Genomic DNA, 26,823 nt, shown 5'->3' with positions numbered 1-26,823 from the left:
ATCGCTGAGGCGGTTATCGGGCGGCGCCGATGTCGTCGTCGTCGCGACGTGCGGATCTGCCGAGCTTCTCGCTCAGGCGATGGCGAAAATCGGTGGCGAACTGCGCGACCTGAGGCGAAACCGGCGACGCCGTCGCGCTTTCGCGCGCGGGCAAGGTATGCAGATGCGTGACGCTGCCGGGCGCGACGCCGAGCACGAGCCACGTTTCGTCGATCTCGACGACGACCACGCGTTCCTTCTGCGTGAGCGGCGTCGTGCTGACGAGCTTGACGAGACCCGTACGCGGCGCGGTCCGGTTGAGGCCGAGCCGCCGTGCGATCCACGCGCATCCGAAGATCAGCGCGATGACGAGGGCCAGTCCGAACAACGATTGGAAGAGACCTGCGAGACCGAGCGCCGGAATCGCGCTCCCGGTGTCGACGCCCGTGCGGGCCGCGGCGCGGCTCGCGCCGCCCAATCCGCCGCCGACCACGCCCGATGCGACGATCGAACCGCTGGCGGCCTGTTCACCCGCGGCATGCGCGGCGACGAGCCCCCCGCTTGCCACAAGCAGCGCGAGCGCGCTGCCCCATACCCTGCTGGCGGCGCGCGCGGCGGCGCGCCAGGCCCTGGCTTTCATCGATTCAGTTTCCGGATCCGTTCGGACGGAGTGATGATATCAGTCAGCCGGATACCGAACTTGTCGTTGACCACGACGACTTCGCCCTGCGCGATCAGACAGCCGTTCACGAGCACGTCCATCGGTTCGCCGGCCATGCCGTCGAGCTCGACGACCGAACCTTGCGCGAGCTGCAGCAGGTTCTTGATCGCGATCTTCGTGCGCCCGAGCTCCACGGTCAGCTGGACCGGGATGTCGAGAATCATGTCGATGTCGTTGCGCGTCGTCGTCTGCGGCGCGCCGGCGAGCGGCTGGAACACGCTCGCGCCGGCCGATGCCGTGACCGGCGCGGATACGACGTTTTGCTGCTCGGCGAGCGCGCTCGCCCAATCGTCGACGCTTTGCTCTTCGTCCGGCGCCGGAGTCGTCGTGTCACTCATATCCGTTGTCCTTTTGGTGATCCTGGGCGCTGATCATCTTGTTGACGCGCAGCGCATATTGACCGTTGAAAGTTCCGTAATGGCAGTCCATGACCGGCACGCCGTCGACCTTCGCGGTCACGTGCTCGGGCATCGTCAGCGGCAGGACATCTCCGACCTGCATATTCAGAATCTGGTGAAAATTCGTGCCGATCTCGGCGAGTTCGACCTTGAGATCGACGAAGGCCGTCTGCACCTGCTGCGACAGCAGACGCACCCAGCGGCGGTCGATTTCGAGCGCTTCGCCCTGCAGCGGGCTCGACAGCATGTCGCGCACGGGCTCGATCATCGAATACGGCATGCAGATGTGCATCTGGCCGCCCGTCGTACCGAGGTCGATCGAGAACGCCGTCGAGACGACGACTTCGTTCGGCGTCGCGACGTTCGCGAACTGCGTCTGCACTTCGGCGCGGATGTACTCGAACTCCACCGGGAACACCGGCTTCCACGAGGCGCCGTAGTTCTCGAACACGATGTTGAGCAGGCGCAGGATGATGCGCTGCTCGGTCGGCGTGAAATCGCGGCCTTCGACGCGCGTGTGGAAACGTCCGTCGCCGCCGAACAGATTGTCGACGATCAGGAACACGAGGTTCGGATCGAAGACGAACAGCGCCGTGCCGCGCAGCGGCTTGATGTGGACGAGGTTCAGGTTCGTCGGCACCGGCAGGTTGCGGATGAACTCGCTGTACTTCTGGACGCGGACCTGACCGATCGATATTTCGGCGCTGCGACGGATGAAATTGAACAACGAGGCGCGCATGAGCCGCGCGAAACGCTCGTTGATGATTTCGAGCGTCGGCATGCGGCCGCGGACGATGCGTTCCTGCGTCGCCAGGTTGTAGGGGCGTACAGACCCGCCGTCGGCGCCGCCGCCGCGCGCCTCGGCGCTCTCCTGATCGCCGTTGACGCCCTTCAGGAGGGCGTCGACTTCCTCTTGTGACAGGAACTCTTCGTGCGACATGGCTCTGCTCTGGTTCGCTTACTGGACCACGAATTCGGTGAACAACACTTCGGCGACGTGATTCGCCGGACCGCCGTTCGTGAACGGCTGGTCGACCGCGGCTTCGATTTCGGTGGCGAGCTTTTGCTTGCCGTCGAGCGAAATCAGATCCTCGGGGTGCTTGTTCGAGAGCAGCAGAAGAATGCGGCTGCGCAGCTCGGGCATGTGTTCGGTCAGACGCGCCTCGCCTTCGGCTTCGGCCAGGCGCAGCGTGATGCCGACGTGCGCGTAGCGCTGGCCGTCATCCGAGATCAGGTTGACCGTGAACGGCTCGAGCGTGAAGAACACGGGCGGCGGAGCCTGCACGACGGCGGGCGTCGCGGGACCGCTGCTCTTCTGCTTGGTCAGCATCCAGAAGGCGGCGCCGCCACCCGCGAGCACGAGCACGAGTACCGCCACGAGGATGATGACCAGCGTGTTCTTGCCGCTCGCGCGGGGCGCTTCGGTTGTGGATGCCATGGGAGAAATTCCTTGTACTTACAAAACGAATTGTCGCGGAACGCGCACGCCACGATCGAGGGAACAGAAGCCGTAAAACCGGCTAACTCGCGCGTTTGCGAGACGTTTGCGCGCCTTGCGCGCACTGGCCCGTCGAGTCTTCTTTATCGGCGGTGTCGGGTGGGGCCTTTAGGCGCGTTCGTGAAAGAAGGACCCCGCGCGTCTCGGCGGACGCGCGGGGCGTGAGGATGTGTCAGGCAAACGTGTCGACCGCGCGATCCGAGACGCGGACCGTCGCGACGGTCTGCGTGAGCACCGAATCGTCGCTCGCGTCGCTGTCGTTCGAACGCGAACGGCCCGAGCCGCCGCCGTTCCCTCGTCCCGACCCGTTGCCCTGCTGCGCGAACGACGCGAATTGCTGTTGCGCGGACTGGTCCGACACGGTCGTGCTGCCCAGGCCGATCCCGTTTTGCGCGAGCGCGTCGCGCAACTGCGGCAGCGCGGCTTCGACGGCATCGCGGACTTGCTGGTGCGACGACATGAACATGGCCGTCGCGTTCTTGTCGGCGACGTTGAGCACGACCTGCAGCGGACCGAGGTCCGGCGGGTTGAGGCTGAGCTGTGCGGTCTGCTCGTGCGCGCTCGAGAGGAAGACGACCTTTTGCGACAGGGCCTCGGCCCATTCGTTCGTATTGCCCACGGGCGGGTCGATCGACATCGTCGCCGCGGCGCCGGCCTGTTCGGCCAGCGACGGCTGCGTCGCCGTGTTTTGCGCGGCCGCGATGGCGGCCGCCGCGGCTTCGGTCGCGCCGGTGTTCTGCGCAGTGGCGTCGGCCGCGTTGCTCTGCGCTTGCGAAAGCGCCTGCTGAAGCGCGGCCTGGTCGGCGGCTTGCGCCGCGTTCGACGTGCTCACGCCGAGATCCGCGGCTTTCGGGTCGGCTGTCGTCGACGTCGGCGTATCCGAGGTCGAGGCGTTTTGCGCGCTCGTCGCCGCGCCGTTGGCGATGCTCGACTTGGCGGCTGCGTTCAGATTCGTCGTGGCGCCCTTCGCCGCGGCGGCGGTCGACGCGGCGCCCGTGGCGCCCTTCGGTACCGCGAGGCCCGACTTCTGCAGCATGCTCAGCGCGGCCTGCAGGGCCGACGCGCCTTGCGCCGTGCCGATGTCGGCGTCGTCGGCCTCATCGGCGGCCTGGCCCGCGGCGTTCGCCGCGGCGCCGGCCTGTTGATTCGCGAGCGCGGCGGCGGCGCTATTGAGCGCGGTCGTCGCCGTGGCGCTCAGTTGCGCGGCCTTTGTCGAATCGGTCGCCGTCGCGGTCGCGGCGGCCTGTGCCTGCTGGCCGTTCGCGAGCGCGGCAGCCGCGGCGGCGGCCGCTGCTGCCGCGGCAGCGGCTGCGTTCTGTTGTTGCGCGGCGGCGGCCGCCTGATCGGATGCGCTATCCGTCGATGTGTTCGTATTCGACGCGCTCGATTTCGACGACGTACTGCTGTGCGAACCGGTCGACGACGTGTGATGGCTCGTCTGCGACGTCGATCCGCTGCCTTGCGTGTTCGACGACGAATCGGACGCGTTCGACGCATTGGACGTGTTCGAGGCGTTCGACGTATTCGATGCGCTGGACGTGTTCGACGTATTCGACGCGTTCGATGTATTCGAGGCGCTGTTCGACGCCGTGTTCGTCGGCGTGTAACTGGTGTTCGAATACGAGGACGACGACATCGAATTCGTGGCGCTCGCGTTCTCGCTCGCGGCGTTCAGCATGTCGCTGAAGCTGTTCGTGAGGGTCGACGCGTCGCTCGTATTCGAGGCGGCGGCGTCCGACGAACCGGTCAGGACGGAGGTCGCGCTGTTCAAGGCGGCAAGGACGAGTGGCAACATGGTTCGGTTCCCGGAAATCAGTCGTGCGTGGAGTCGCGACGCATGCGCACGATCTTGGCCGCATATTCGTCGGATTCGCGCTGTTCGCGTCGCGCGAGCACCGCTTGTTCGCGCAGGCGCGCACGTTCGGCCAGCGCTTCGTATGAGGTGAGCTTGCGGCGCTTTTCCATCCAGTGGTTCCGCGCGACTTCGAGCTTGCGCTGCGCCGAGACCATCACGCGGCGCTGCTGTTCGACCGCCGCGTCGAGCGTCTCGATGAACGTCTGGAAATTGCGCCAGTTCGCGCCCGAGAGCCCGGACTGGGCCGAGGTCGTGAGACGCGTGCGGTATTCGTCGCGATAGCTGATCAGCGCATTGGTTTGCGTTTCGGCCTCGGTCGCGACTTTCTGCGCGTGCCCGAGCGCACGTTGCGCTTCGTCCAGTTCGCCGCTCGCGAGGTCGATCAGCGTGGCTAGCGGCAACTCGTTCGAGATCATCCTGAATCTCCTGTCGGGTTATGCGTGCTGACCCTGCGCATTGGAAAACAATGCGGAGAGTTGCGCAATACTTGTCGCATAGTCGGCGCGTTCGAGCATTTTCTGCTGCAGGAACATCTCGAGACGCGGATACATCGCGATCGCGCGGTCGATCTGCGCATCGCGGCCCGGCGCATACGCGCCGACCGCGATGAGATCGCGGTTGCGCTGGTAGCGCGACAGCGTTTGCTTGAACTTGCGGACTTCTTCGAATTGCTGGTCGGTCACGAGCGCGGCCATCGCGCGGCTGATCGAGGCTTCGATATCGATCGCCGGGTAGTGGCCCGATTCCGCGAGCGTACGCGAGAGCACGACATGGCCGTCGAGAATCGCGCGCGCCGAGTCGGCGATCGGATCCTGCTGATCGTCGCCTTCGGTCAGCACCGTATAAAACGCCGTGATCGAGCCGCCGCCCTTCGGTCCGTTGCCCGTGCGCTCGACGAGCGCGGGCAGCTTCGCGAACACCGACGGCGGATAGCCCTTCGTCGCGGGCGGCTCGCCGATCGCGAGCGCGATTTCGCGCTGCGCCATCGCATAGCGCGTCAGCGAATCCATGATCAGCAGCACGTTGCAGCCCTGATCGCGGAAAAATTCGGCGAGCGTCGTCGCGTACGCGGCGCCCTGCAGGCGCATGAGCGGCGTGACGTCGGCCGGCGCGGCGACGACGACCGAGCGCTTGATCCCCTCTTGCCCGAGGATCTGCTCGATGAATTCCTTGACTTCGCGGCCCCGTTCGCCGATCAGGCCCACGACGATGACGTCGGCGCTCGTGTAGCGCGCCATCATGCCGAGCAGGACCGACTTGCCGACGCCCGAGCCCGCGAAGAGGCCCATGCGCTGGCCGCGTCCGACGGTCAGCAACGCGTTGATCGCGCGCACGCCGACGTCGAGCGGCGCGTGGATCGGGTCGCGCAGCAGCGGGTTGATCGGCGTGCCGTGCAGCGACGCGTCGGCTTGCGAGTTCAGGGGGCCGAGGCCGTCGAGCGGCCGGCCCGCCGAGTCGACGACGCGACCGAGCATGCCGAAGCCGACGGGCAGGCGTTTTTGCCCCGCATGCGGATCGTCGACGGGCGCGACTTCGAGCGGGAACACGCGCGCGCCCGGCAGCAGGCCCGCGACTTCGGTCGTCGGCATCAGAAACAGCCGGTCGCCCTGGAAGCCGACGACTTCGGCTTCGGCCATCTTGAGCGGGTTGCCCGGCGGCAATTCGATGAGCGCGCCCGCGCCGACCGGCATCCGGATCCCGACGGCTTCGAGCACGAGACCGGCCGCGCGGGTCAGCCGTCCGCTGCGCAGCAGCGGGCGCGCGAGCGGCGCGGCATGGCCGATCGCGGCCATGCGTTCGCGCCACGCGGCCAGATGCGGATTCGAGGCGAGCGCGGGATCGTGCGTGGCGACGATGGCCGCACGTGCCGCGGCATCGGGCTCCATGAACGAGTGATGACGCTGCTCGGCGGCTTCCTGTTCCGCGTCGAGTTCGGCTTCGAGTTCGGCGACCGTGCGCGCCTTGCTCGGCGTCCAGTCCATCTCGTCGAGTTCGGCGGGGCCGCCCTGGACAGCCGCTTGCGGGGCGGGAGCCGGAACGGGATCCTGCGTCGGTGCCGGTGCCGGTGCCGGTGCCGGTGCCGGTGCCTGAGCCTGAGCCTGAGCCTGAGCCTGAGCCTGAGCCTGAGCCTGAGCCTGAGCCTGAGCCTGAGCCTGAGCCTGAGCCTGAGCCTGAGCCTGAGCCGGAACGGGTTCCTGAGTCGGTGCCGGGGCCGCGGCCTGAGCCGGCTGTGCGGCGATCGGCGAGGGCGTCGGCGGTGCCGGTACGGGCTCGGGAGCACGCGCGGCGGCGACGGGCGCGGGTTCCGGCGCGGGTGCGGGTGCCGCAGCAGATGCAGGTGCGGGTGCCGGTGCAGGCGCCTGGGCGCGAGGCGCGGGTTCCGCGAAATCGTCGGGCGGCAGCGCGGGCGCGGATGCCGGCGCGGCGCGGCGCGGCGCGTCGATCGTCGGCGCGCGATCCTCGCGGCCCGCGAACGCGCCGTTCGATCCGCCGCCTTGCGCGCCGCGATCGGACACGCCGTCGTCGCGCGTCATACGCGGCGCCGCCGGGGCGCTCGCGCGCGTGAACGTCGGCGGTGCGTCGAAATCGTCGGGCGGCAGTGCATAGGTCCGCGGGCTCGCGGCCGCGGATGTCGTGCTCGCGCGCGACGACGCGGGCGGACGCGCCGCGCTGTCGTACGCGTTGCGCGCCTGCGTCGAGGCCTCGACGAGCTCGCGTTCGAGTTCGCTGAGGTCCGGGGGCAACAAGGGCGAGCTCATCGTCGGACGCCTACCACTCGCTTTGATGGCCGAGCGCGAGCAGCACGCGCTTCCAGCGCGTCGTGAGCGTCGCGTCGATATCGCCCGTCGCGGCGCGCGCGCGGCAGCCGCCGCGTTCGATCGCCGGGTCGGCATGCAGCGTCCAGCCGTTCGCCTCGAGTTCTTCCTTGAGATACGCCTCGAGCACCGGCATATCGGCCGGATTCACGACGATCTGCGGCGCGCCGACGAGGGCGGGCTCCGTCGCGAGGACTTCGCGCACGGCGCCGAGCAGCACGGTCGGATCGAGCGTGATGCTCTGCCGCACGACTTCGCGCGCGACGTCGAAAGCGAGTGCGACGATCCCGTCGGCCACCTCGGCGTCCGCCGCGGCCAGCGCCGTCGTGAACGCGTCGGCGACCGCCTTGAAGTGCGTCGCGACAGCCTGCGCATCGCTGAGACCCTTGTTGAGACCGTCGAGATGCCCGGCCGAGAAGCCGGCCTGATAGCCCTCGGCATGGCCGGCGGCCGCGCCTTCGGCATAGGCCGCCGCGCGCGTTTCCTCGATGAGGCGCGCGCGCTCGGCGATCCACGGATCGGGCACGGGCTCCGCGGGCGCGGGAGGCGGCGGCGGCGGAGGGGGCGGCGGCGGGTCGAAGGACGCCATCTCCCAGCGTTCGTACGCTGTGAGACGCTCCTTCGGTATGGGTTGGCCGCGACTCATGGACGACATCCCTCTTCGCTTTAGACGTACTGGTCTTCAGGCTTGCTGCCGAGCGTGATTTCGCCCTCGTCGGCAAGGCGTCGGACGACCTGCAGGATGTTCTTCTGCTCGGCTTCGACTTCGGACACGCGGACCGGGCCGCGCGACTCGAGATCCTCGCGCAGCAACTCGGCCGCGCGCGACGACATGTTCTTGAGGAACTTCTCGCGGAGCTCGGGCCGTGCGCCCTTGAGCGCGACGATCAGCGATTCCGACTCGACTTCCTTGAGGATCACCTGGATGCCGCGATCCTCGACGTCGATGAGGTTGTCGAACACGAACATCTGGTCGACGATCGCCTGCGCGAGTTCCTCGTCGTAGCCGCGCACGTTCGAGACGACCGATTCCTCGTTCGTGCCGCTCATGAAGTTCAGGATTTCGGCCGCCGCGCGCACGCCGCCCATCGGGCTGCGCTTGAGGTTGTCCGAACCCGACAGCAGCTTCGTGAGCACGTCGTTGAGTTCGCGCAGCGCCGTCGGCTGGATGCCGTCGAGCGTCGCGATCCGGAGCACGACGTCGTTGCGCAGCCGTTCGGTGAAGAATTCGAGCACTTCGGACGCCTGGTCGCGGTCGAGGTGAACGAGGATCGTCGCGACGATCTGCGGGTGTTCGTTCTTGATGAGTTCGGCGACCGCGCCCGAGTCCATCCACTTGAGGCCTTCGATGCCGCTCGTGTCGCCGCCCTGCAGAATGCGTTCGATGAGCCCCGACGCCTTGTCGTTGCCGAGCGCCTTCGTGAGCACGGCGCGGATGTACTCGCCCGAATCGAGCGAGAGCGCGGACAACTGCTCGGCTTCCTGGCGGAATTCCTCGAGCACGGCGTCGATCTGGTCGCGCGTCACGTGCTTGAGCGTGGCCATCGTCGCGCCGATCTTCTGCACTTCGCGCGGCTGGAGGTATTTGAATACCTCGGCCGCCTCATCCTCGCCGAGCGACATCAGCAGGATCGCGGATTTGGTCAGACCTTCAGCCTTCATCATTCACCCAGTTCTGGATAACGCTTGCGACCGCCTTCGGATCGGACTTCGCGATCTGGCGCGCGTAGGCGAGGTTGCGGTCGAACGACGTCGTCTGCGGCGCGCCGAGCGCCGCGTTCTCGCCGATCGCGTCGACGACGTTGCCGTTCTCGTCGACGAGCTGGCCTTCGCCGTTGAGCGACGTCGGGCCCTCGATCGCGGCGAGCGCCGCGGCTTCCTGCTCGGCGAGCGTCGGTTGCGGATTGAACTTGCCCTTCATCCACGGGCGCAGCACGCCGAAGAACAGGATCATGAAGACCATGGCCATCAGCACGTACTTGCCGATGGTCTTCGTCAGGTCGAGCGTCTCGGGCTGCTTCCAGAACGGCAGTTCGGGACCCGTGTTCGGACCCGTGAACTCGCCGTTGACGACGTTCAGCGAGTCGCCGCGCTTCGCGTCGAAGCCCATCGCGTCGCTCGCAAGCTGCTTGACCTGCGCGAGCTGCTCGGCGGTCAGCGGCTTCATCGTGACGTGGCCTTTCGCGTCGACCGTCGGCTTGTAGTTGACGAGCACGGCCGCGCTCAGACGGCGTACGCGGCCTTGCGGCGTATCGATATGGCGGACCGTCTTGTCGAGCTCGTAGTTGGTCGTCGTGTCCTTGTGCTCGCTCGACGGCCCGAGGTTCGCGGTCGTCGCGCTCGCGCCGCTCGCGGGCGGATTCGCCATCGGCGCGCTCGCGGGCTGCGGCGGCGTGTTCGACAGCGCGCCGGGCACGCCGCCCGACGGCGTCTGGCCGAGTTCCTTCGATTCGCTCGTCTGCTGGCTGCGGATCGCGCTGTCGCGCGGCGATTCGTTCGGCGTGTACTCCTCGCTGCTTTGCTCGATTTTCGAGAAATCGATGTCCGCGCTGACCTGCGCATGGACGTTGCCTTCGCCGAACAGCGGCGCGAGGATCGCGTTGATGCGGCGTTGCGTGTCCTGCTGGATCTGGGCGACGTATTTGAGTTGCGTCGCGTCGAGGCCCGTGCCGGTTTGCGGCGCCGTCAGCAGATTGCCGTTCTGGTCGACGATCGTGACGTTCTGGGGCGGCATATCGGGCACGGCCGACGACACCATATGGGTGATGGCGGCGATCTGGCCGTCGTCGAGCGCGCGGCCCGGCCACAAATTGAGCATGACCGAGGCGGTCGGGCTCTGTTTTTCGCTGACGAAGACCGTCGGCTTCGGAATCGCGAGGTGCACGCGCGAATCGTTGACGGCCGACAGGGCGTCGATCGTGCGTTCGAGTTCGCCTTCGAGCGCGCGCTGATAGTTGACCTGCTCGGCGAACTGGCTGATCCCGAATTTCTCGTTGTCCATGAGTTCGAAACCGACCGCGCCGCCCTTGGGCAAGCCCATCAACGCGAGATGCAGCCGAGCCTCATGGACCTGGTCGGCGGGGACGAGGATGGCGCCGCCCGTATCCGTCAGCTTGTAGGGCATGTTCATCTGCTGGAGCGCGGTGATGACTGCGCCGCCGTCGCGGTCCGACAGGTTGGTGTAGAGCACCTTGTAGTCGGGCGCGCGCGTCCACAGATAGAGCGCGGCGAGCGCGGCCACGAGCAGCGCGCTGACGATGATCAGCGGCAACTTCGGGTTCGCGCGAAGCTGGGTGATGACGGGCAGGCGCTGCTCGAGCGCCGCGATCACGGGGATCGACGACGGCGCGGGGGGCGCCGCGGACGCCGGCGCGCCGGGTGCGGGCGCAGGCGCGGCGTTGGGCGCGACGGCGCCGCCCGGGGCGGCGTTCAGCGGTGCCGGGGTCGTAGTCGCGGCGTTCATGCGGCGTCTCCGATCAGGCCAGCTATCAGGGTGGATGAAACCATCATCACGGCGAAACTCTCCAGAATTCGACGGTGCTGTGTTCGTGCGCGCAACCCGCGGTCCGCGGGCGGGCAGTGAACGACAGGTTCTGCACGTTGCCGATTATTGGACGGCAAGGCGAGTACCGATCGGGGGAATAGAACCGGGTTTTCCCGTCAATTGACCGGCTTGCCCGATCGAGGGGGGTGCTACAGTCCGTTCCATCGATACACGCGTCCAGCGCTTCGCGCGCACGGGAGAGTCTTATGAGCGGTGTTACCCCGATCGCCTCCGCCATGCAGCAGATCCAGTCGATGGCCGCCGAAGCGGCCGGCGACGCGCCGTCCATCGGCACCATCGCCGAAAGCGGCGCGGCATCCGGCGAATTCTCGACGCTGCTCGATAACGCGCTGCGCAAGACGAGCGGCAAGCAGATGCAGAGCGTCGCGCAGGCCCACGCATTCGAAATGGGCGCGCCGAACGTCGCGCTCAACGACGTGATGGTCGACATGCAGAAGGCGAATATCGCGTTCCAGGAAGTCGTCGAAGTCCGCAACAAGCTGTCGTCGGCCTATACGACGATCATGCAGATGAGCGTTTGACGGGCCTTTGACCGGGCCGCAAGGGATAAGGGACGGGGTTCTCCCGTCCGTGTTTTCTCGGTTCGCCCCGCACGGCGGGTGTGCCTGGGCACGCGCGCACGTCTGACGCGCGACGATCTCGGCGCATCGCCCGATCGATGTCTCCGAGCGCGCGGATTCACCTCTGCGACAGCTCGTTTTTCTTCTTTTTCTCTTATTTCCCGCGATTTTTCGACGACTTCGCGCCTTTGGGCGCGGCGTTCGGCAGCGGCCCCGGAAGCGGCGGCGCGGCGCCGTGTTCGAGCCGGTAGAGCCACGCGAGCAGCTCGGCGACGGCCTGGTAGAGCATCGGCGGCACGTGGCTGTCGAGATCGACGTTCATCAGCAGCGAGACCATCGGCGACGATTCGTGGACATAGAGTCCCGATTCGCGCGCGCGCTGGACGATCATGTCCGCGAGTTCGCCATAGCCCTTCGCGACGACGCGCGGCGCGACGTCGTGACCGTGATCGTAGGCAAGCGCGACCGCTTCGCGGCGGGGCGTGCGGCTCATGTCGGGCTCCCTGAATCCGTATTCGAGCCCGAAACGTCGTCCGGGCGCGCCGGTGCGGCGCTCGCTTGGGCGGCTCCCGTCGTCTCGTGCGCGCGGATCCCGTCCGCGCTGCGAATCGCGAGCTGTTCGAGATTGAGCCCGGCGCCGGCCAGCGCGCGCATGAAATCCGACGTGCCTTCCTTGAGCGTGGTCAGCGTGCGGCCGTCGGCCGTGATCCGCGCGCCGAGCCGGTGGCCGGTCAGCGTGAGCTCGGCGTTGACGAGGCCGAGCCGCGGCAGTTCGATCGCGATCCGCGTACGCCAGACGCGATGCTCGGCGGCCTGCGCCTCGTCGTGGTCCCAATCGAGCTCCCAGTACATGCGCGAGTCCGGCCAGGCCTCGCCCGACCAGCGGAAGCGCGGCTCGGGACTTTGCAGGAATTCGAGCTGCTGGCGCACGATCGAGAGCGCGTCGGGATGGATCGGCAGCGTGCCCGGCGTCGCGCTGGCCTGCAAGGTCGGATCGTTGTCGGCGGCCGCCGCGAGCGCGCGCTCGGCCGCGCTCGCCGACGCGTCGGGCGCCTCGCGGACCTGCACGGCGGCCTGCGCCGCATACGCGGCGTTGCCCGCGTTCGCGAACAAGGTGCTGCCGGGCGTCGGGGCATAGGCGTCCGATGCTTCGGACGCATTGGCCGACGCGCGCGCCGACGTCGCACCCGCGCCCGGCGCGTTCGCGGGCGCGTGGTCGGCCGGCACGAGCGCGTTCTGAGGCACGGCGGCCGCGCTCGCGTCGTCGACGACGGTTTGAATCAAGCCGTCGTCGAGCAGGTCCATGCCATCTCCGTCGCCGTCACCCTCGCCGCCATCGTTCGACAATGCAGCGAACAACGGCGAAGCCGCGCCGAACGCGGCTTCATCGTCGGCGATATCGACGTCGACGATGTCGGCCTCCAGGCCGTCTTGAGCCGCTGTGCCGCTGGCCGCGGGGCGGCCTCCCGTGAACGGTTCGGGCGCGCCCGCGAGCGTGCGCAATGCGGCTTCGGCGTCATAGGGCCAGCCGTTTTCGTCTTCGGCGGGGGGCAGATTGGATTGCGGCTCCTGGTTCAGCAGCGCGCTACTGCGCTGGCCGGCGAACCACTGAGCGAGATGGGATTCGTAGAAGAGGCCGCTCGTGTCGAGCGCCTGTTCGAGCGCCATCGCGAGCGACGAGGCGAGGCCCGCGAACGGCGGTTCGCCGACACCGGATGCCGCGGCGGCGCCGGGCGGCGCGGACCAGAGCGCTTGACGGCCGATGACCGGCGGGGCCGGCTCGCCGTCGGCGCCGCGCGAGATCACGTCGAGCGTGCGTGCGGCGGGCGAGAGTACCGCTTGAGCGGAGGCGGGCGGCGGCTGTTCGACATCCGCGACCTGGGACGGCTGGGCGTTGGCCCACTGCGTCGGCGCGGCCGCTTCGGCGGCCTGCGCCGCGTTCGCGTCGGTCGGCCCCGAGATCGCCTTCAGCAGTATGTCGATCTGACTCGTCAGCGCGGACGCGACAATCGGGTCGATCCCGCTCATAACGACCTCACCCGCGTGCTGCGTTCAGTCCGTACATGTCGCGCAGCGCGGTCGTCTGGCGATTGCTGACGAGCAGCGCCGACAGACGCGCGACGCGCGGACTCGCGAGATCGCGGATGGCGGCGTCGTTGTCGAGAATCTGGCGGATCAGCTCGTGCTTGTGCTGGCGTTCGGCTTCGTCGAGCGCGACGCGGGCGTCGATCGGGCGGATCTCGTCGACGAGACGTTCATATTGCTTTTGCAACTCGAACAGTTGATTCCAGTCGTCCTTGCGTGCCGCGTCGAGCATGCGCGCGGTCACGCCAGCGATGGCTTCGTAGTACGAGAACAGTTCGAGACTGGAATTCATATTGCTAGACTTCCGCGGCGGTAAGCGGTTGCGCGACTTCGGGACCGATCGCTTTCCACGCATCTTCGAGGTTTGCGAGCAGCGCGTCGACCTCGATGATCAGCGTGTCGTCCATACGCAACGTGGCTTCCATAAGCCGCCGGTTCATATAGGCGTACAACGCGTCGAGGCGTTGCGCGATCTCGCCGCCGGCTTCGAGGTCGAGCACGTCGCGCAGACCGCTGCCGATGATGCCGATCGCTTTCGAGATCGCCTTGCCCTTGCCCTGAATGTCGTTGCTCTGGACCGCCATGCGCGCGACCGCGAGCGCTTTGCGCGCACCTTCATACAGCAGCACGATCAGGCGATGCGGGCTCGCGTCGACGACACTCGTTTGCACGCCGACTTGTGAATAGGCGCTCGCGCCGAATTGTCCGTACATCATGGCTCTCCTGGTATTGCTGGGTGCTCGGCCGGACGCGCGCGCCGCGCGTGCGATGCGTCGGATCCGCCCGAGACTTTGACGTGCGGACCGCCGGCTGGCGGCCCGCGTGGTGCTTAGCTGCTGCTCGTCGTCGGGTTGAAGATTTCCTGCAGATAGCTACTGATGCTCGACATCGACGCGAGCGTCGTCTGCAGCGCGGTGAATTCGGCCTGGTAGATCGCGCTGACCGAGTCGATATACGACTGCTGCGTCGACTCCTGGTCCTCGATCTGCGACACCTGGTCCTTGAGCGTATCGACCGCGCCCGTGATTGCGCCGTCGACGGTCGCGTCGCCCGTGCCCTGCACGGCGACCGCGTCGTTCATGACGTTCGTGAGCTGCGTCGCGATCCCCGTCGAATAGCTGACCGTACCGCGCGAACCCGTTTGCGAACCCGTAACCGTCACCGTGATGCCCGAAACGGGCGTATTGCCGCTCGCGGTCAGCGTCTGACCCGAACCCGTCGCCGGATAGCCGCCGATCGAGCCCTGGATGTCGGTACCGGCCACGCCTGTGTTCGTCGTCGAACCGAACAGCGTTGCCGCGTCGGTGCCGGAGATCTGGACCGTCGAGTCCGAACCGTAGGTGTTCGACGTGACGACGAGGTTGGTGCCGGTCGAATCGACCGACACGGTGACGCCGTAGCCGTCGCTCTGATACGTCGAATTGCCGTTGATCGCCGCCTGCAGCGCCGCCGCGTAGTCGCTGAGTGACGAATACGAACCGGCGGGCACCGTGACGCTTGCAAATGTGCCGTTGAGGTTGACCGAGAGTTGCGTCGCCGCCGTCGGAACGGCCGGCGACGCCGTGCCGGTCAGCACGCCCTGCGTCGCGGCCTGCGTGACGTTGATCGCGTAGGTGCCCGACGTCGGCGTCGTCGTGCCCGTCGTGCCGGCGGTCACGAGCGGGTCGGTCGCCGATTCCATCGTGCCGAACAGGGCCTGGAAGGCTGCCGAGTTCGAGGCGAGCGCGTCCTCGAGCGTCGTCGAATCGAGGTCGAGGTCGCCGGTCGTCGCGTCGAGCGTGATGCCGATATCGGCGAGCTGCTGATAGGTCGTCGAGCCGCCGACCGTGCCCGAGACGATCTGCTGGATCTGGCTCGTGAGCTGCTGGACCGTGCTGTTGCCGATCAGCGGGCCGTTGTTGTCGGAGTCCGACGCGTCGAACTGCGTGAGCGGCGCGATCGCGGCCTGCATCGCGTTATAGGCGGTCACGAAGTTGTCGACGAGCCCTTCGAGGGTGCCCGTCGCGGTGCCGACCGTGATCGTCGCGGTGCCCACGCCCATCAGCGCGATCGAGAGACCCGGATACGAGTTGTCGGCCGTGTTCGTCGCGCTCTGGATCGGCGTCCCGTTGACGGTCATCTGCGCGTTCTGCGCGACCGACGTCTCCGTCATGTCTTCGGTGCCGCCCGGGTTGTACGTGAACATGTTCGTGAGCGTCGAATCGCCCGTGCCCGTGCCGCCCGCGCCGGCCACCGAGATCGAGATCGCTTCCGTGGCGCCGGTCGTGTTCGAGGTGATCGCGAGACGATACGGTGTGCCGCTGCCGTCGTTGACGATCGTCGCCGTCACGCCGATGTTGGCCGCGTTGATCGCGGTCCGGATGCCTTCGAGCGTGTCGTTGGACGAGTCGATCGTGATCGGCGTGACGGTCGAGCCGGCCGTTGCCGTGAAGCTCTGCGACGTCGTTCCGTCGCTATTGGTCGTCGTCGTTGTCGTGCCGAGCGAGATGTTCAGCGTTGTCGTCGCGCCCGTGCCGATCGGCGTCGAGGTGCTGGCCACGCCCGTCGCGAGCAGCGATTCCGACTGCGCGAGCTGCGTGATGTTGACCGTGTACGAGCCCGCGGTCGCGCCCGGGTTGATCGCGGCCGACGCCACCGTTTCGTCGCTCGTCGCGGCGGAGAGCGTGTTGAAGCTCGACGAATACGTGAGTTCGGAGATCGAATCTTCGAACGTGCTGAACGCGCTCGACAGCGTACCGAACGCGGAGATCTGCGAGTCGACGTCGGCGGCTTGCGCCTCGAGCTGGAGCAGAGGCACGCTTTCGACCGACATCAGGCCGCTCATCAGCGAAGACAGATTCATGCTCGAGCCGATGCCGGAGCCCGAGATGATGGTCTGGGCCGCGGCCTGAGCGGCGGCTTTCGCTTCCGCGAGAATTTCCGCGGCGGAAGTCGTTTTGCCCGTGCTCGTCGAGCTGGTGGTCGAAGAACTGACGCTGGAAGTCATGCGCTTACCTCTTTTCCTAAAAATTCAGTTGCACCGCGGGCATGCCGGACCTGCCGGCCGGCCGCAGTCGAAGCTGATTGGCCTTATACCTTCTCGCCGATCAGCAGGCCTTTCTGCTCGGCGAGTTTCTGCGCGGCCAGGATCGCGTCTTCGCTCGGCATCTGGCGCACGGTCTGCCCGGTGTCGGTATCGACGACCTTGACCACGCGCGTGAGCGTCGACGGATCGACCGTGAACTCGAGCGTCGTGTCGAAACGCTTGAGTGCGGCATTGATTTCGGTCACGGCCTGCTGGGTCGAGTTGGCCTGGCTGACCGGCAGGGGTTGCTGGATGACCTGGGCGTTCATCGCGGCGGCGGCGCCCGAGAGCGTCACCGCATCGTCCTGCGACTTGCTTTCGCGTTCGTCGTATGCCTGAACCGAATCCGTGCCGCTGCCGAACTGGGCGGCGACTTTCGGATCGACGGAACTGGCGCCTGCGGTTGCCGATACGTCCATGTCATTCCCCTGGGAGACCGAATCGAAATGACGTCGCGCGGTGTCGTCTGCGATACCCGCGATCGGTAGATTCGATCATTTCGTTACGGACTCGCATCGCCTGAAAAAAACGGCCGGCATGCTCGTGTTCCGCGATGCCGACTGTCCAAACGATGCCTGCTATTTTCACTGCTTGTTAATCCTTGTTGCTAATCCTTGCTGCGTGCCCTGCCTGTATTCGTAACGCGTCAAACCGTACCGCTTCGATACTGCTTGCCGCATTCCTGCAGCCTTCGTACAAGCGCCCGACGGGCCTTGCGCGGGTAGCGCGGACCTGCCGGGCGGGCATGATGCGTCGGTCGGGACCGCGGCGCCGCCCGATCATGCCGGCGCCGCCGCGAACCCGCCTGCCTCCTTACTGCTGGAGGAGCTTCAGCACGTTTTGCGGGAGCGAGTTCGCTTGCGCGACCATCGCCGTACCCGCTTGTTGCAGCACCTGCGCTCGCGACAGATCCGATGCTTCGGCCGCGTAGTCCGCATCCTGAATGTCGGACTGTGCACTCTGCGCGTTCTGCGTCGCCGACTGGATGTTCGTGATCGTCGACGAGAAGCGGTTTTGCACTGCGCCGAGTTCACCTTGCAGGCTGTCGACTTCGTCGAGTGCCGAGTCCACTGCGAGCAGGGTTTGCTGAGCGTCCGCCACGGTCAACACGTCTGCCGTCGCGAGGCTGCTGTTCGCGGTGCTTGCCGTGTAGATCGTCGTTTGCGAGCCCGACAGACCCGAATCCGACACGACCGGGCTCGAACCCGTCAGCGTGATGCCGGCGTTCGAGAACGATTCGAGCTGGAGGTGGCCGCTCGAGTCCGCCGATGCGACGACGTTCGAGATGTGCGCTGCGTTGATCGCGGCGGCGAGGTCCGCTGCATTCCACGTCGTGCCCGTCGTGACGACCGTGCCGTTCAGCGTGAAGCTCGTTGCCGTCGTGCCGCTGAGCGACGTCGACGAATCAACTGCGCGGCCCGTGCTTTGGAGGTTCGTGCCAACCGACAGGCTCGTTGCATCCGAACCCGACAGACCGATGACGCTGCTCGACGACAGGGTGACCGTACCGTAGAGCGTTTGGCTCGAGCTCGTGACCGCGCCTTGGTTCGTCGTCAGCGCGCCTTGGCTTGCCGAGTCCGTCAGGGCGATGTTGCGGCCGTCCGCAGCGGTCAGCGACAGCGTGCCGTCGGCGTTTTCCGTTGCCGTCACGCCGGTCGTCGACGATTGTGCGTTGATGCCGTTGATCAGGTCACCGATCGACAGGCTGCCCGCGCCGGCTTCGTAGACTTCCGTGCCGTTGACGCTGATCGTCGTGGCGGCGGCAACCGAGGTCGCGACCGTGACGTTCTGCGTGTTCGTTGCCGTGACGCTCAGGCCCGAGATGTCCGAACCCGAGATCGCTGCGGCTGCGGCGTAAGCCGAGTCAGCCGATTGGCCTTCGTCGGCGCCCGACGTTGCCGAACCGATTGCCACCGTCGTGCCCGAACCGAGCTGGATCGCGAGCGAACCCGACGACAGGTTTTGGTCCGTGCCGGCGCCGATCTGGAGCGTCGTTTCCGACGTTTGACCGATCTGCGACGTCTTCATGCTGCTCGACAGATCGACGCTGATCGTCTGACCTGCGTTCGCACCGACCTGGAAGCTTGCGACGCCGAACGAGCCGTCGAGCAGGTTCAGGCCGTTGTATTGCGTTTGCGAAGCGATACGGTTGATTTCCGAGAGGCGCTGTTGCACTTCTTCGTTCATCGACTCGCGGTCGCTTGCCGAGTACGTCGAGTTCGACGCTTGCACGGCCAGTTCGCGGATACGTTGCAGGTTGGCCGTGATTTGCGTCAGTGCCGAACCGGCGGTCTGCGCCAGTGCGATACCGTCGGTCGCGTTTTGTTGCGCAGCCGTCAGACCGTTGATCTGCGAGGTCATGCGATCCGAAATCGCGAGGCCTGCAGCATCATCCGCCGCGCTGTTGATCTTCAGACCCGAGGACAGGTCAGTCACAGCCGACGTCAGGCTGGACTGCGTGTTCTGCAGATTGTTCTGAGCGATCTGCGACAGGATGTTGGTGTTGATGATCGAGGACATTGAAGCACTCCGTTTTCCAAGAGTGGTGTGTTATCGGCACACCTGCCGTAACGAGGCTCTGATTTGATGACGTACTGCTTAGCCGCCGTTGATTGGGTTATCGGAGGGTCCTTGCAAAGCTTTAGGGTGGGGTCGAGGGCGAGGGGGGCAGGGCACGGGAAAATGGGTCGCCGCGACCCGTTCGCGCCCGATTTCGCGAATTCGATCATCCGTCGCTCGCGCCCGATGGCTGGGGGTTTCGGGGATTTCTCGCGCGACGCGGAGAACACGCTTACGGGATGAAGTGCAGGTGTAAAAAAATGTTACTCGTGCCGTCTGCGTGAGCGATTTATTTCGGCGTCTGTAATCAAGATCAGGCGGAAAAGTGCCGCGAAATAAGGCAAATGAGGGGGCAGATGAAGGGGAGGATGAGGCCGGGGGGCGAGCAAGCGCACGATCGTGCGCGATCCGAGCGTTCGATTGCCGCTCGGCGGTCGTCCGGCTATCGGACGCGCGGACCTGAAGCCGGCAATCGGACGTGCCGGCCGGATGTCAGCGCTTTCAAGCGAGATTCAAGCGAGCGGTGTGTCAGGCGGCGGCCGAGCCGACGTCGATGAGGTTGTTGCTCATCACGTAGTACGTGAGTTCGGCGTTGTTCGAGAGACCCATCTTCTCGAGCAGCCGCGAGCGATAGACGCTGACGGTCTTGACCGACAGCGAGAGCGCGAGCGCGATGTCCGTGAGCCGTTTGCCCGAGCCGAGCATGCACAGCGTCTGGTATTCGCGGTCGGACAGGCGTTCGTGCGGGAGCTGGTCGCCGTCGAGCGAGACGTAATCGGCGAGCGCCTCGGCCATCTGGACCGATACGTACTTGCGGCCCGCCGCGACCTGCCGGACCGCGCCGATCATTTCCACGGCGTTCGACGTCTTGCTCAGGTAACCGGCGGCGCCGGCCTTGAGCGCGCGCACCGCGTACTGGTCCTCGCGGTACATGCTGAACATGAGCACCGGCACGCGCGGCGCCTTGCGGCGCAGCCGCTTGAGCACCTCGATGCCGTTCATGTCGGGCAGCGAGATGTCGAGGAGCACGATGTCCCAAAATGCCCGATCGATCTGAGCAAGGGCCTCGGCGCCGGTCTCAGCCTCGGAGACGTCAGTTGCAATGCCCTTGTCGAGCAGCAACTGCTTGACGCCCTGACGCACGATCGCGTGGTCGTCGACGAGCAGAATGCGTAACGTCATGGTGGCTGAATTCAAAAGCGTTGGTCTGGGTGCAGCGTGTCGTGACGCGTTGGCGTCTTTTATCTCGCGGCGCGTCTCAGCGCGCCGTGCAAAGCGTGTCCCACGGGAGTCTGGCGCGGATCTGCGTGCCTTGTCCCGCTTGTGAAACCACCTTCAGCGTGCCGCCAAACGCCTCGCAGCGCGCGCGCATTCCAGCCAGACCGAACCGGTTGGCCTTGGCGCGCGCGCCGCGGGCGAGTCCGCGGCCGTCGTCCTTGATCGTGACCGTAAGGAAACGCCGCTCGGCGACGAGGGTGACCTCGACACCTTGCGCCGCCGCATGCTTCGCGGCGTTGTTGAGCGATTCCTGGACGATCCGGAAGACGGTATTGGCCCCGTCGTTTTGTATGGTCGCGAGCCGTTCGCGCAACATCGGCGTGTCGGCGATCAGCTCGAAAGTCGTCAGCAAGTGCGTCGTGTCGCCGAAATCGCCGATCCAGCGCTTGAGCGTGGCCGCGAGGCCGTCGTCGAGCGCCGGCGCATGGCCTTCCTCGACGAGGCGATGGCTTGTTTCGCAAAGTTGGTCGAGCGCGGTGTTCGCTGTCGCAAGCGCCTCGTGACACGCCTCGGCTGCATTCATCGGCAGCCAGGTCTCGATGCGCGCGAGCGCGAAGCGCGACGCGGTCAACTGGGCGCCGAGCCCGTCATGCAGTTCACGCGCGAGTCGCGCGCGTTCGGCTTCCTGCGCGCGGACCAGATCGGTCGCGAGTTCGCGTACGCGCGCATTCAAACGTTCGATTTCAGCGCGCGCCGCGAGGAGTTCCTGATTCGCCGTGACGCCATGGCCCCAGCCGGGCTGGACATGCCCCGTCGGTGGAACCGAGATCGACACGTCGCGCACGACAGCGTCTTCGGGCAGGTAAACATGTCCCGGCGACGTCGAGGCCAGCATTGACAAGGAATCTGCGTGGAACTGCATGTTCGATTCACCGATTGGATGTCTGACGACTGGGCAGATCAAGCGTATTGCGAAACTGTTACGGGGCAATGTAACTGAATTTACATTCGGTAACAACTTGGTAAATACGCGCTGTCTCGTCAGGCAGAAATTTCAGAGCAGCGCGCATGGTAATGGAAAACGCCTGTCCTGAAAGGGGCCTGGCGCCTTGCGCCGCGAAAAAGGCGCGCTTTCGAGGGCTTCGATTGATACGGCCGACGTCTCGAAACTGCCTATTTTCTGGGTAAAAAATTCTGACACGACGTGTAACAGATTGTCCGCGAGTACGAAACACTTTGCGGCGCTCGACGGCCCGGTGACCTGTTTTCTGAGTGCTCAAAAAAGTGGCCCGTCTCAAAAATTCCAACTATTTTTAGGTAAACCCCTCTAAATTGGTTGAAAAATGCAAGTTGTTGCGTTGTTGCACAGATTCGAGCGGTGCACGTCGACGTGCGTCGACACACGATTAAGCGCGTGCATCGCGTGTGCCTGACCGCGTGCGGGACGTCCACGAGGATGAATGGCATGTATGTCGAATCGGAATAAAAAAATCCCCTCAGGAATCGATTTCCTTGAGGGGATTGTTGCGTCCCGTCTACGCGGGACTGCGCCGTGCGTGTAAAACGATCAGCCGACGAAGGCTTTTTCCACGACGTAGTGACCGGGCGCGTTGTTGCTGCCTTCCTCGAGACCCATATTGGCCAGGAGTTCGCGCGTGTCCTTGAGCATGTGCGGGCTGCCGCAGAGCATCATGCGGTCGTCTTCGAGCGAGAACGGCGGCAGGTTGAGATCCTCGAAGACCTTGCCGGTCTGGATCAGGTCGGTGATGCGGCCGCGCGTCTGGAAGCTCTCGCGCGTGACCGTCGGGTAGTAGACGAGTTTTTCGCGGATCAGCTCGCCGATATGCTCGTGCGCGGGCAGATGCTCGGTGATGAATTCCTTGTACGCGAGTTCATCGACGAAACGGCACGTGTGCGTGAGGATCACGCGCTCGTAGCGGTCGTAGACCTCGGGGTCCTTGATGATGCTCATGAACGGCGCGAGCCCCGTGCCCGTCGAGAGCAGCCAGAGGTTCTTGCCCGGCAGCAGGTTGTCGACGACGAGCGTGCCGACGGGCTTCTTGCCGATAAAGACCTTGTCGCCTTCCTTCAGATGCTGGAGGCGCGAGGTCAGCGGGCCGTCGGGCACCTTGATCGACAGGAACTCGAGGTTTTCCTCGTAGTTCGCGCTCGCGATACTGTAGGCGCGCAGCAGCGGCTTGCCGTCGACTTCGAGGCCGACCATCGTGAACTGGCCATTCTCGAAGCGGAACGAGGCGTCACGTGTGCAGGTAAAGCTGAACAGCGTGTCAGTCCAGTGATGCACGCTGAGAACGGTTTGTTCGTGAAGGTTGCTCATATCTATCGGATCATGCCGGGCGGCAGCGCAGCGCTCGAACCAAAAACGAGCGCGCCCGATGCGGGATCGGTGCCGTCGGCGCGGGTCTACGGGATTTTTCAGACTGGCTGGGCCGCTATTCTACCGGACTCGGGAAAATCCTGAGTTTGCCCATGCGTGCGGGGAGGAAAACACGCAAATCGGCGTGTTTCCGCGTGTTTCGCCGCGTACCGGCCCGGCCGTGTCGCGCGGCGGCGCCCGAGCGCGCGCGCGCCCTAAACTTTGGCCGGTCCGGGCCGTTAAAGTGAACACACGCGCGCGCGCCCGCAGGCGCGCCGCTCAAGCCCGGGCCGCGCGCGACGATGCGCGGCAGGGCGGCCCCGGACTAAACAGGTGATACGACGATGAACCAGTACGAGCTCGCACGCGCGGCGCTTGAAAAGAAGGACTTGGGCGCGGCGGAGCGCGGCTTGCTCGCGGTGCTCAAGGCCACGCCCGACCATGTCGAAGCGATGCGCGAACTCGCGGTGCTCCGGTTCATGCAGCGGCGTTTCGACGAAGCCGAACGGATGGCGCTCGCCGCGATCGCGCTGCGCCCCGGCGACGCCGACAGCCATCTCCAGCTTGCCGACATCTATACGGCCCTCAAGCGGCACGACGACGCGATCGCGCGGCACGAGGCCGCCTGCGACGCCGACGCGAGTTCGGTGCGCGCGTGGGTCATGCTCGGCAACGCGTATGAAAAGCACGGGCGCGGCGCCGACGCCGTATTCGACCGCATGGCGCGTGTGCTGCGCGCGCAGCCCGATCTGAAGGCCCTGTGGCTGTTGCTCGGCAATATGCGCGCGAACCGCGCGCAACACGGCCAGGCGTTCGATGCGTACGACCGCGCCGTGCAATGCGACCCCGCCGATCTCGATGCGCAACTGCTGCGCGCCGGCGCGCTGTATCTGCTCGAACGTTACGACGCGGCGCTCGCGGGTTACGACGTCGCGCTGAAGCTCCGGCCCGCGCTGCATTACGCGTGGTCCCAGAAGGGCAATATCTTCGTGCGTCTCGGGCGTCGGCAGGACGCGCTCGTCGCGTACAAGCAGGCGCTCGAGATCGAGCCGGGCTCGTACGACGCGCTCGTCGGCATGGGCGCGACGCTCTGGGAGCTCGATCAATTCGACGCCGCGCTGACGTTTCTTCAGGCGGCCCTCCATGTGAATCCGCGCGGCGCGGCGGCGTTCAACAATATCGGCCAGGTCATGGCGTCGCTCAAGGACGACGCGAACGCGATCGCGATGTTCGACCGCGTCCATGAAATGGAACCGGACTCGCTGGCCGAGGCCGATCTCTCGGCCGCGACGTGCCGTCTGCGCATGGGCGATTTCGCCTCGGGATGGCAGGCTTACGAGCGGCGTTTCCGTCTCGATCGGAACCCGATCGTCGAGCCCGGCCGGTACGCGGGCGCGCGCCGCTGGAACGGCGAACGCATCGACGGCAAGACCTTGCTCGTGGTCGCCGAACAGGGCGCGGGCGATACGTTCCAGTTCGCGCGGTATCTGCCCGGCGTCGTGCAGGCATCGGGCGCGCGCGTGATCTTCGCGGTCCAGGCGCCGACCTTGCCGCTGCTCTCGGGCATGGCCGCGCATTGGGGACCGGACGGCCGTTTGAGCATCGTGTCGGCCGATTCGACGTTGCCGAGCGCCGACTACTTCGTACCGCTGATGAGCTTGCCGCTCGTGTTCGGCACGCGACTCGATTCGATTCCGAGCGCGGCGCGCTACCTGAACGTGCCCGAAGGCTATCGCGGCAAATGGCGCGCGGCGCTGCCCGCGGACGGCCGGCTCAAATGCGGCCTCGTCACGAGCGGCAATCCCAAGCACACCAACGATCGCAACCGCTCGATGCCGCTCGCGACGCTCGCGCCGCTGCTCGCGGACACATCGGTCGTCTGGTGTGTCGTACAGCCCGGCGTGACGGCCGCGGATGCCGAGTTTCTGAAGACGGTGCCGCATGTGTTCAGCGCCGGCGCGAACCTGAAGGACTTTGCCGATACGGCCGCGCTCATCGATGCGCTCGACGTCGTGATCACGGTCGATACGTCGGTCGCGCATATCGCGGGGGCGCTCGGCAAGCCCGTGTTCGTCATGCTGCCGTGGGCCGCCGAATGGCGCTGGATGCACGATCGGCTCGACTCGCCGTGGTACCCGAGCGCGCGCCTGTTCCGTCAGCCCGCGATCGGCGATTGGCGCGGCGTGGTGAACGCGATCCGCGCGGCGCTCGTCGCGCACGCGCGCGAACTGGCGATGGCGAGCGTCGCGAAGTCGTTCGACGCTTTCTCGCGTATCGAACTGAACGCCGTCTGAGCCGTGGAGAGCGTGAGCGTGCCCCAGGCGCCGGCTTCGATGTCGATACCCGCGTCGATACCCGCGTCGGCCCCGACCTCGACACCCGCACCGGCCGACGTCCTGCGCGCGGGACGGGGTGATCTCGACACGCTCGTCGCGCTGGGTCTCGAACGGCTCGAGGCGGGCGATGCACGCACGGCCGCCGCATTCGCGCGCGCCGCGCACTTCGTCGACGATGCGCGGATCGCGCCCGTGCGCTTGCTCGGACAGGCGCTCGCGGCGCTCGGCGAGCATCGCGAGGCCGTCGATCTGCTGCGTGGCGTGCTCGATACGCCGCGCGCCGCAAACGAGCCGGCGCTCGCACAGGGCCCGCTCGACGAAGTCGGTACGCGCATCGCGCTCGCATGGGCGCTCTGCGCGTTGACGCGCGCGAACGAAGCGATCGTCGAATTCGAGCGCGCCGTGCGGCTCGCGCCGCGTTCGAGCGCCGCGCTCGCGGGGCTCGGCGATGCGCTCGCGCAGGCCAAACGCTACCCCGAGGCGCTCGACACGCTGAACCGCGCGATCGGGCTCGATGTGCAATACGGGCCCGCCTATACGGCGCTGGGCCGCACGTTGACCGAAGTCGGCCGCGCGCAAGCCGCGCTCAAGCCGCTCGAACGCGCGCTCGCGCTCGACACCGGGCGCGGCGCGCCCGCGGTCGCCCTCGGTCAGGCGCTCGTGCGGCTCGGCCGGCTCGGCGAGGCCTTGCCCTGGTTCAATCGCGCGATCGCGATCGAACCCGCGTGCGCCGAGGCATTCCGCCATCTCGGCCGCACGCTCGCCGCGTTGCGCTTCGACAAGGAGGCGCTCGACTGCATCCGCGCCGCGCGGACCTTGCGTCACGGCGACTGGCCCGATACGTGGATGGACGAGGCCGGGCTGCATCTGCGCCGCGGCGACTTCCGCGCGGGCTGGCGCGCGTATGAAAAGCGCGAGTTCGCGCAGCGGCTCGCGAACGCCGTGCCGCCGATGTGGAACGGCGACGACGCGATCGAGGGCGAATCGCTGCTGCTGATCGCGGAGCAGGGCCTCGGCGACACGCTCCAGTTCATCCGTTTCGCGCCGCGCGTCGCCGCGCTCGGCGCGAAGGTCACGGTCGAAGTCCAGCCGCCGCTGCGCGATCTCTTGCGCCGGTGTTTCGCGCAGACGCAGGTCGACGTCATCGCGCGCGACGACCCGCGTCCCGACTACACGCGCCAGAATTCGCTCGTCGGCATGCCGTACGCGTTGCAGGAGGACCCCGCGACGTATGCGCGCGACGTGCCGTATCTGTTCGCGGACGCGGACCGCCTGCCGCACTGGCGCGCCGAGCTCGACGCGCATGCCGCGCGCGCGGGCCTCGCGGCGCCGCGCATGCGCGTGGGCCTCGTGGCGTCGGGCAATCCGCAGTTCAAGCTCGATGCCGATCGTTCGATGCCGCTTGCGGAGATGGCGCCGCTATTCGCGCGCACGGACATCCAGTGGGTCGTCGTGCAGCCCGAGCTTCGCGAGCGCGATCGCACGGCGCTCGACGCGCACCCCGCGGTCTGGTGGACCGGCGACGCGCTGCGCGACTTCGACGATACGGCCGCGTTGCTCGCATCGCTCGATCTCGTGATCAGCGTCGATACGGGCGTCGCGCATCTATCGGGCGCGATGGGGCGTCCGGTCTGGATTCTGTTGCCGTATTTCGGCGATTGGCGTTGGCAGCACGATCGCGACGACAGTCCGTGGTATCCGAGCGCGCGCCTGTTCAGGCAGCCGCAGCCGAAGGACTGGGCGTCGGTCGTGGCGGCCTTGGGCGCCGCGCTTGCCGACTTTCCTATTTGAG

General features: G+C 66.5%; 23 protein-coding genes. 3 read left to right on the top strand and 20 right to left on the bottom strand.

Features of this window, described 5'->3' with window-relative positions:
• Positions 1-13: 13 nt before the first annotated feature.
• From fliO to fliF, 10 genes are all read right to left on the bottom strand, one after another.
• Positions 14-619 carry a flagellar biosynthetic protein FliO gene (fliO, locus tag D7S86_RS26260; RefSeq protein WP_121090964.1) on the bottom strand — a complete coding sequence of 202 codons (606 nt, stop codon included), beginning with the start codon at positions 617-619 and terminating at the stop codon, positions 14-16.
• Positions 616-1,038, bottom strand: coding sequence for a flagellar motor switch protein FliN (gene fliN, locus D7S86_RS26255; protein WP_121090962.1), 423 nt, complete (start codon positions 1,036-1,038; stop codon positions 616-618). Before fliN ends, fliO begins: the two co-directional genes overlap by 4 nt.
• The gene (gene fliM, locus D7S86_RS26250; protein WP_121090960.1) at positions 1,031-2,038 is read right to left on the bottom strand and encodes a flagellar motor switch protein FliM; all 1,008 of its coding nucleotides are present in this window, start codon (positions 2,036-2,038) and stop codon (positions 1,031-1,033) included. The genes fliN and fliM overlap by 8 nt, the downstream gene beginning before the upstream one ends.
• A gap of 18 nt (positions 2,039-2,056) precedes the next feature.
• On the bottom strand, positions 2,057-2,536 hold the full coding sequence (fliL, locus tag D7S86_RS26245) for a flagellar basal body-associated protein FliL (RefSeq protein WP_121090958.1): 480 nt from the start codon (positions 2,534-2,536) through the stop codon (positions 2,057-2,059).
• Between the two features lie 232 nt (positions 2,537-2,768).
• Positions 2,769-4,391 (bottom strand): flagellar hook-length control protein FliK, encoded by a 1,623-nt coding sequence (locus D7S86_RS26240; protein ID WP_121090956.1) that lies wholly within the window; start codon positions 4,389-4,391, stop codon positions 2,769-2,771.
• A 17-nt stretch (positions 4,392-4,408) separates the two neighbouring features.
• Positions 4,409-4,867 carry a flagellar export protein FliJ gene (gene fliJ / locus D7S86_RS26235; protein WP_240648412.1) on the bottom strand — a complete coding sequence of 153 codons (459 nt, stop codon included), beginning with the start codon at positions 4,865-4,867 and terminating at the stop codon, positions 4,409-4,411.
• Positions 4,868-4,885: 18 nt separating this feature from the next.
• Positions 4,886-7,210 (bottom strand): flagellar protein export ATPase FliI, encoded by a 2,325-nt coding sequence (gene fliI, locus D7S86_RS30560; protein ID WP_338069204.1) that lies wholly within the window; start codon positions 7,208-7,210, stop codon positions 4,886-4,888.
• Positions 7,211-7,220: 10 nt separating this feature from the next.
• Positions 7,221-7,913 carry a flagellar assembly protein FliH gene (gene fliH, locus D7S86_RS26220; protein WP_121090954.1) on the bottom strand — a complete coding sequence of 231 codons (693 nt, stop codon included), beginning with the start codon at positions 7,911-7,913 and terminating at the stop codon, positions 7,221-7,223.
• 20 nt (positions 7,914-7,933) lie between these two features.
• On the bottom strand, positions 7,934-8,929 hold the full coding sequence (gene fliG, locus D7S86_RS26215; RefSeq protein WP_121091025.1) for a flagellar motor switch protein FliG: 996 nt from the start codon (positions 8,927-8,929) through the stop codon (positions 7,934-7,936).
• Positions 8,919-10,700: a flagellar basal-body MS-ring/collar protein FliF gene (gene fliF, locus D7S86_RS26210; RefSeq protein WP_420813309.1), complete on the bottom strand. Its 1,782-nt coding sequence runs from the start codon at positions 10,698-10,700 to the stop codon at positions 8,919-8,921. The genes fliG and fliF overlap by 11 nt, the downstream gene beginning before the upstream one ends.
• Before the next feature lie 317 nt (positions 10,701-11,017).
• On the opposite strand from fliF, the gene fliE reads away from it, so the two are divergent.
• Positions 11,018-11,353, top strand: a complete 336-nt coding sequence (fliE, locus tag D7S86_RS26205) for a flagellar hook-basal body complex protein FliE (protein WP_121090950.1) — start codon at positions 11,018-11,020, stop codon at positions 11,351-11,353.
• Between the two features lie 193 nt (positions 11,354-11,546).
• On the opposite strand, the gene D7S86_RS26200 is transcribed toward fliE, so the two are convergent.
• The 10 genes from D7S86_RS26200 to D7S86_RS26155 form a co-directional block, all read right to left on the bottom strand.
• Positions 11,547-11,885, bottom strand: a complete 339-nt coding sequence (locus D7S86_RS26200) for an EscU/YscU/HrcU family type III secretion system export apparatus switch protein (RefSeq protein ID WP_121090948.1) — start codon at positions 11,883-11,885, stop codon at positions 11,547-11,549.
• Positions 11,882-13,420 (bottom strand): flagellar hook-length control protein FliK, encoded by a 1,539-nt coding sequence (gene fliK, locus D7S86_RS26195; protein ID WP_121090946.1) that lies wholly within the window; start codon positions 13,418-13,420, stop codon positions 11,882-11,884. Before fliK ends, D7S86_RS26200 begins: the two co-directional genes overlap by 4 nt.
• A gap of 7 nt (positions 13,421-13,427) precedes the next feature.
• Positions 13,428-13,769, bottom strand: coding sequence for a flagellar protein FliT (locus tag D7S86_RS26190; RefSeq protein ID WP_121090944.1), 342 nt, complete (start codon positions 13,767-13,769; stop codon positions 13,428-13,430).
• Positions 13,770-13,773: 4 nt separating this feature from the next.
• Positions 13,774-14,193: a flagellar export chaperone FliS gene (fliS, locus tag D7S86_RS26185; protein ID WP_420813307.1), complete on the bottom strand. Its 420-nt coding sequence runs from the start codon at positions 14,191-14,193 to the stop codon at positions 13,774-13,776.
• Positions 14,194-14,306: 113 nt separating this feature from the next.
• Complete coding sequence (gene fliD, locus D7S86_RS26180; protein ID WP_121090942.1) at positions 14,307-16,463, bottom strand: flagellar filament capping protein FliD; 2,157 nt, start codon at positions 16,461-16,463, stop codon at positions 14,307-14,309.
• A gap of 83 nt (positions 16,464-16,546) precedes the next feature.
• Positions 16,547-16,960 carry a flagellar protein FlaG gene (locus tag D7S86_RS26175; protein ID WP_121090940.1) on the bottom strand — a complete coding sequence of 138 codons (414 nt, stop codon included), beginning with the start codon at positions 16,958-16,960 and terminating at the stop codon, positions 16,547-16,549.
• Between the two features lie 394 nt (positions 16,961-17,354).
• Positions 17,355-19,061 (bottom strand): flagellin N-terminal helical domain-containing protein, encoded by a 1,707-nt coding sequence (locus D7S86_RS26170; RefSeq protein WP_121090938.1) that lies wholly within the window; start codon positions 19,059-19,061, stop codon positions 17,355-17,357.
• Positions 19,062-19,628: 567 nt separating this feature from the next.
• Entirely contained in the window at positions 19,629-20,282 is a 654-nt protein-coding gene (gene rqpR / locus D7S86_RS26165; RefSeq protein WP_121090937.1) for a response regulator transcription factor RqpR, read from the bottom strand.
• A 76-nt stretch (positions 20,283-20,358) separates the two neighbouring features.
• On the bottom strand, positions 20,359-21,213 hold the full coding sequence (locus D7S86_RS26160) for a sensor histidine kinase (RefSeq protein ID WP_121090935.1): 855 nt from the start codon (positions 21,211-21,213) through the stop codon (positions 20,359-20,361).
• Positions 21,214-21,885: 672 nt separating this feature from the next.
• A complete protein-coding gene (locus D7S86_RS26155) occupies positions 21,886-22,656 on the bottom strand; it encodes a ferredoxin--NADP reductase (RefSeq protein ID WP_121090933.1) in 771 nt (256 codons plus the stop codon).
• 383 nt (positions 22,657-23,039) lie between these two features.
• Between D7S86_RS26155 and D7S86_RS26150 the strand changes: the two genes are divergently transcribed.
• Positions 23,040-24,989, top strand: coding sequence for a tetratricopeptide repeat protein (locus tag D7S86_RS26150; protein WP_121090932.1), 1,950 nt, complete (start codon positions 23,040-23,042; stop codon positions 24,987-24,989).
• Between the two features lie 12 nt (positions 24,990-25,001).
• A complete protein-coding gene (locus tag D7S86_RS26145) occupies positions 25,002-26,822 on the top strand; it encodes a tetratricopeptide repeat protein (RefSeq protein WP_147432482.1) in 1,821 nt (606 codons plus the stop codon).
• Position 26,823: the final 1 nt, after the last annotated feature.

The organism is Pararobbsia silviterrae (assembly GCF_003628125.1).
Lineage (GTDB): Bacteria > Pseudomonadota > Gammaproteobacteria > Burkholderiales > Burkholderiaceae > Pararobbsia > Pararobbsia silviterrae.
Note: the sequence above shows the minus strand (reverse complement) of the source record. Positions and strands in the feature narration are given on the sequence as shown.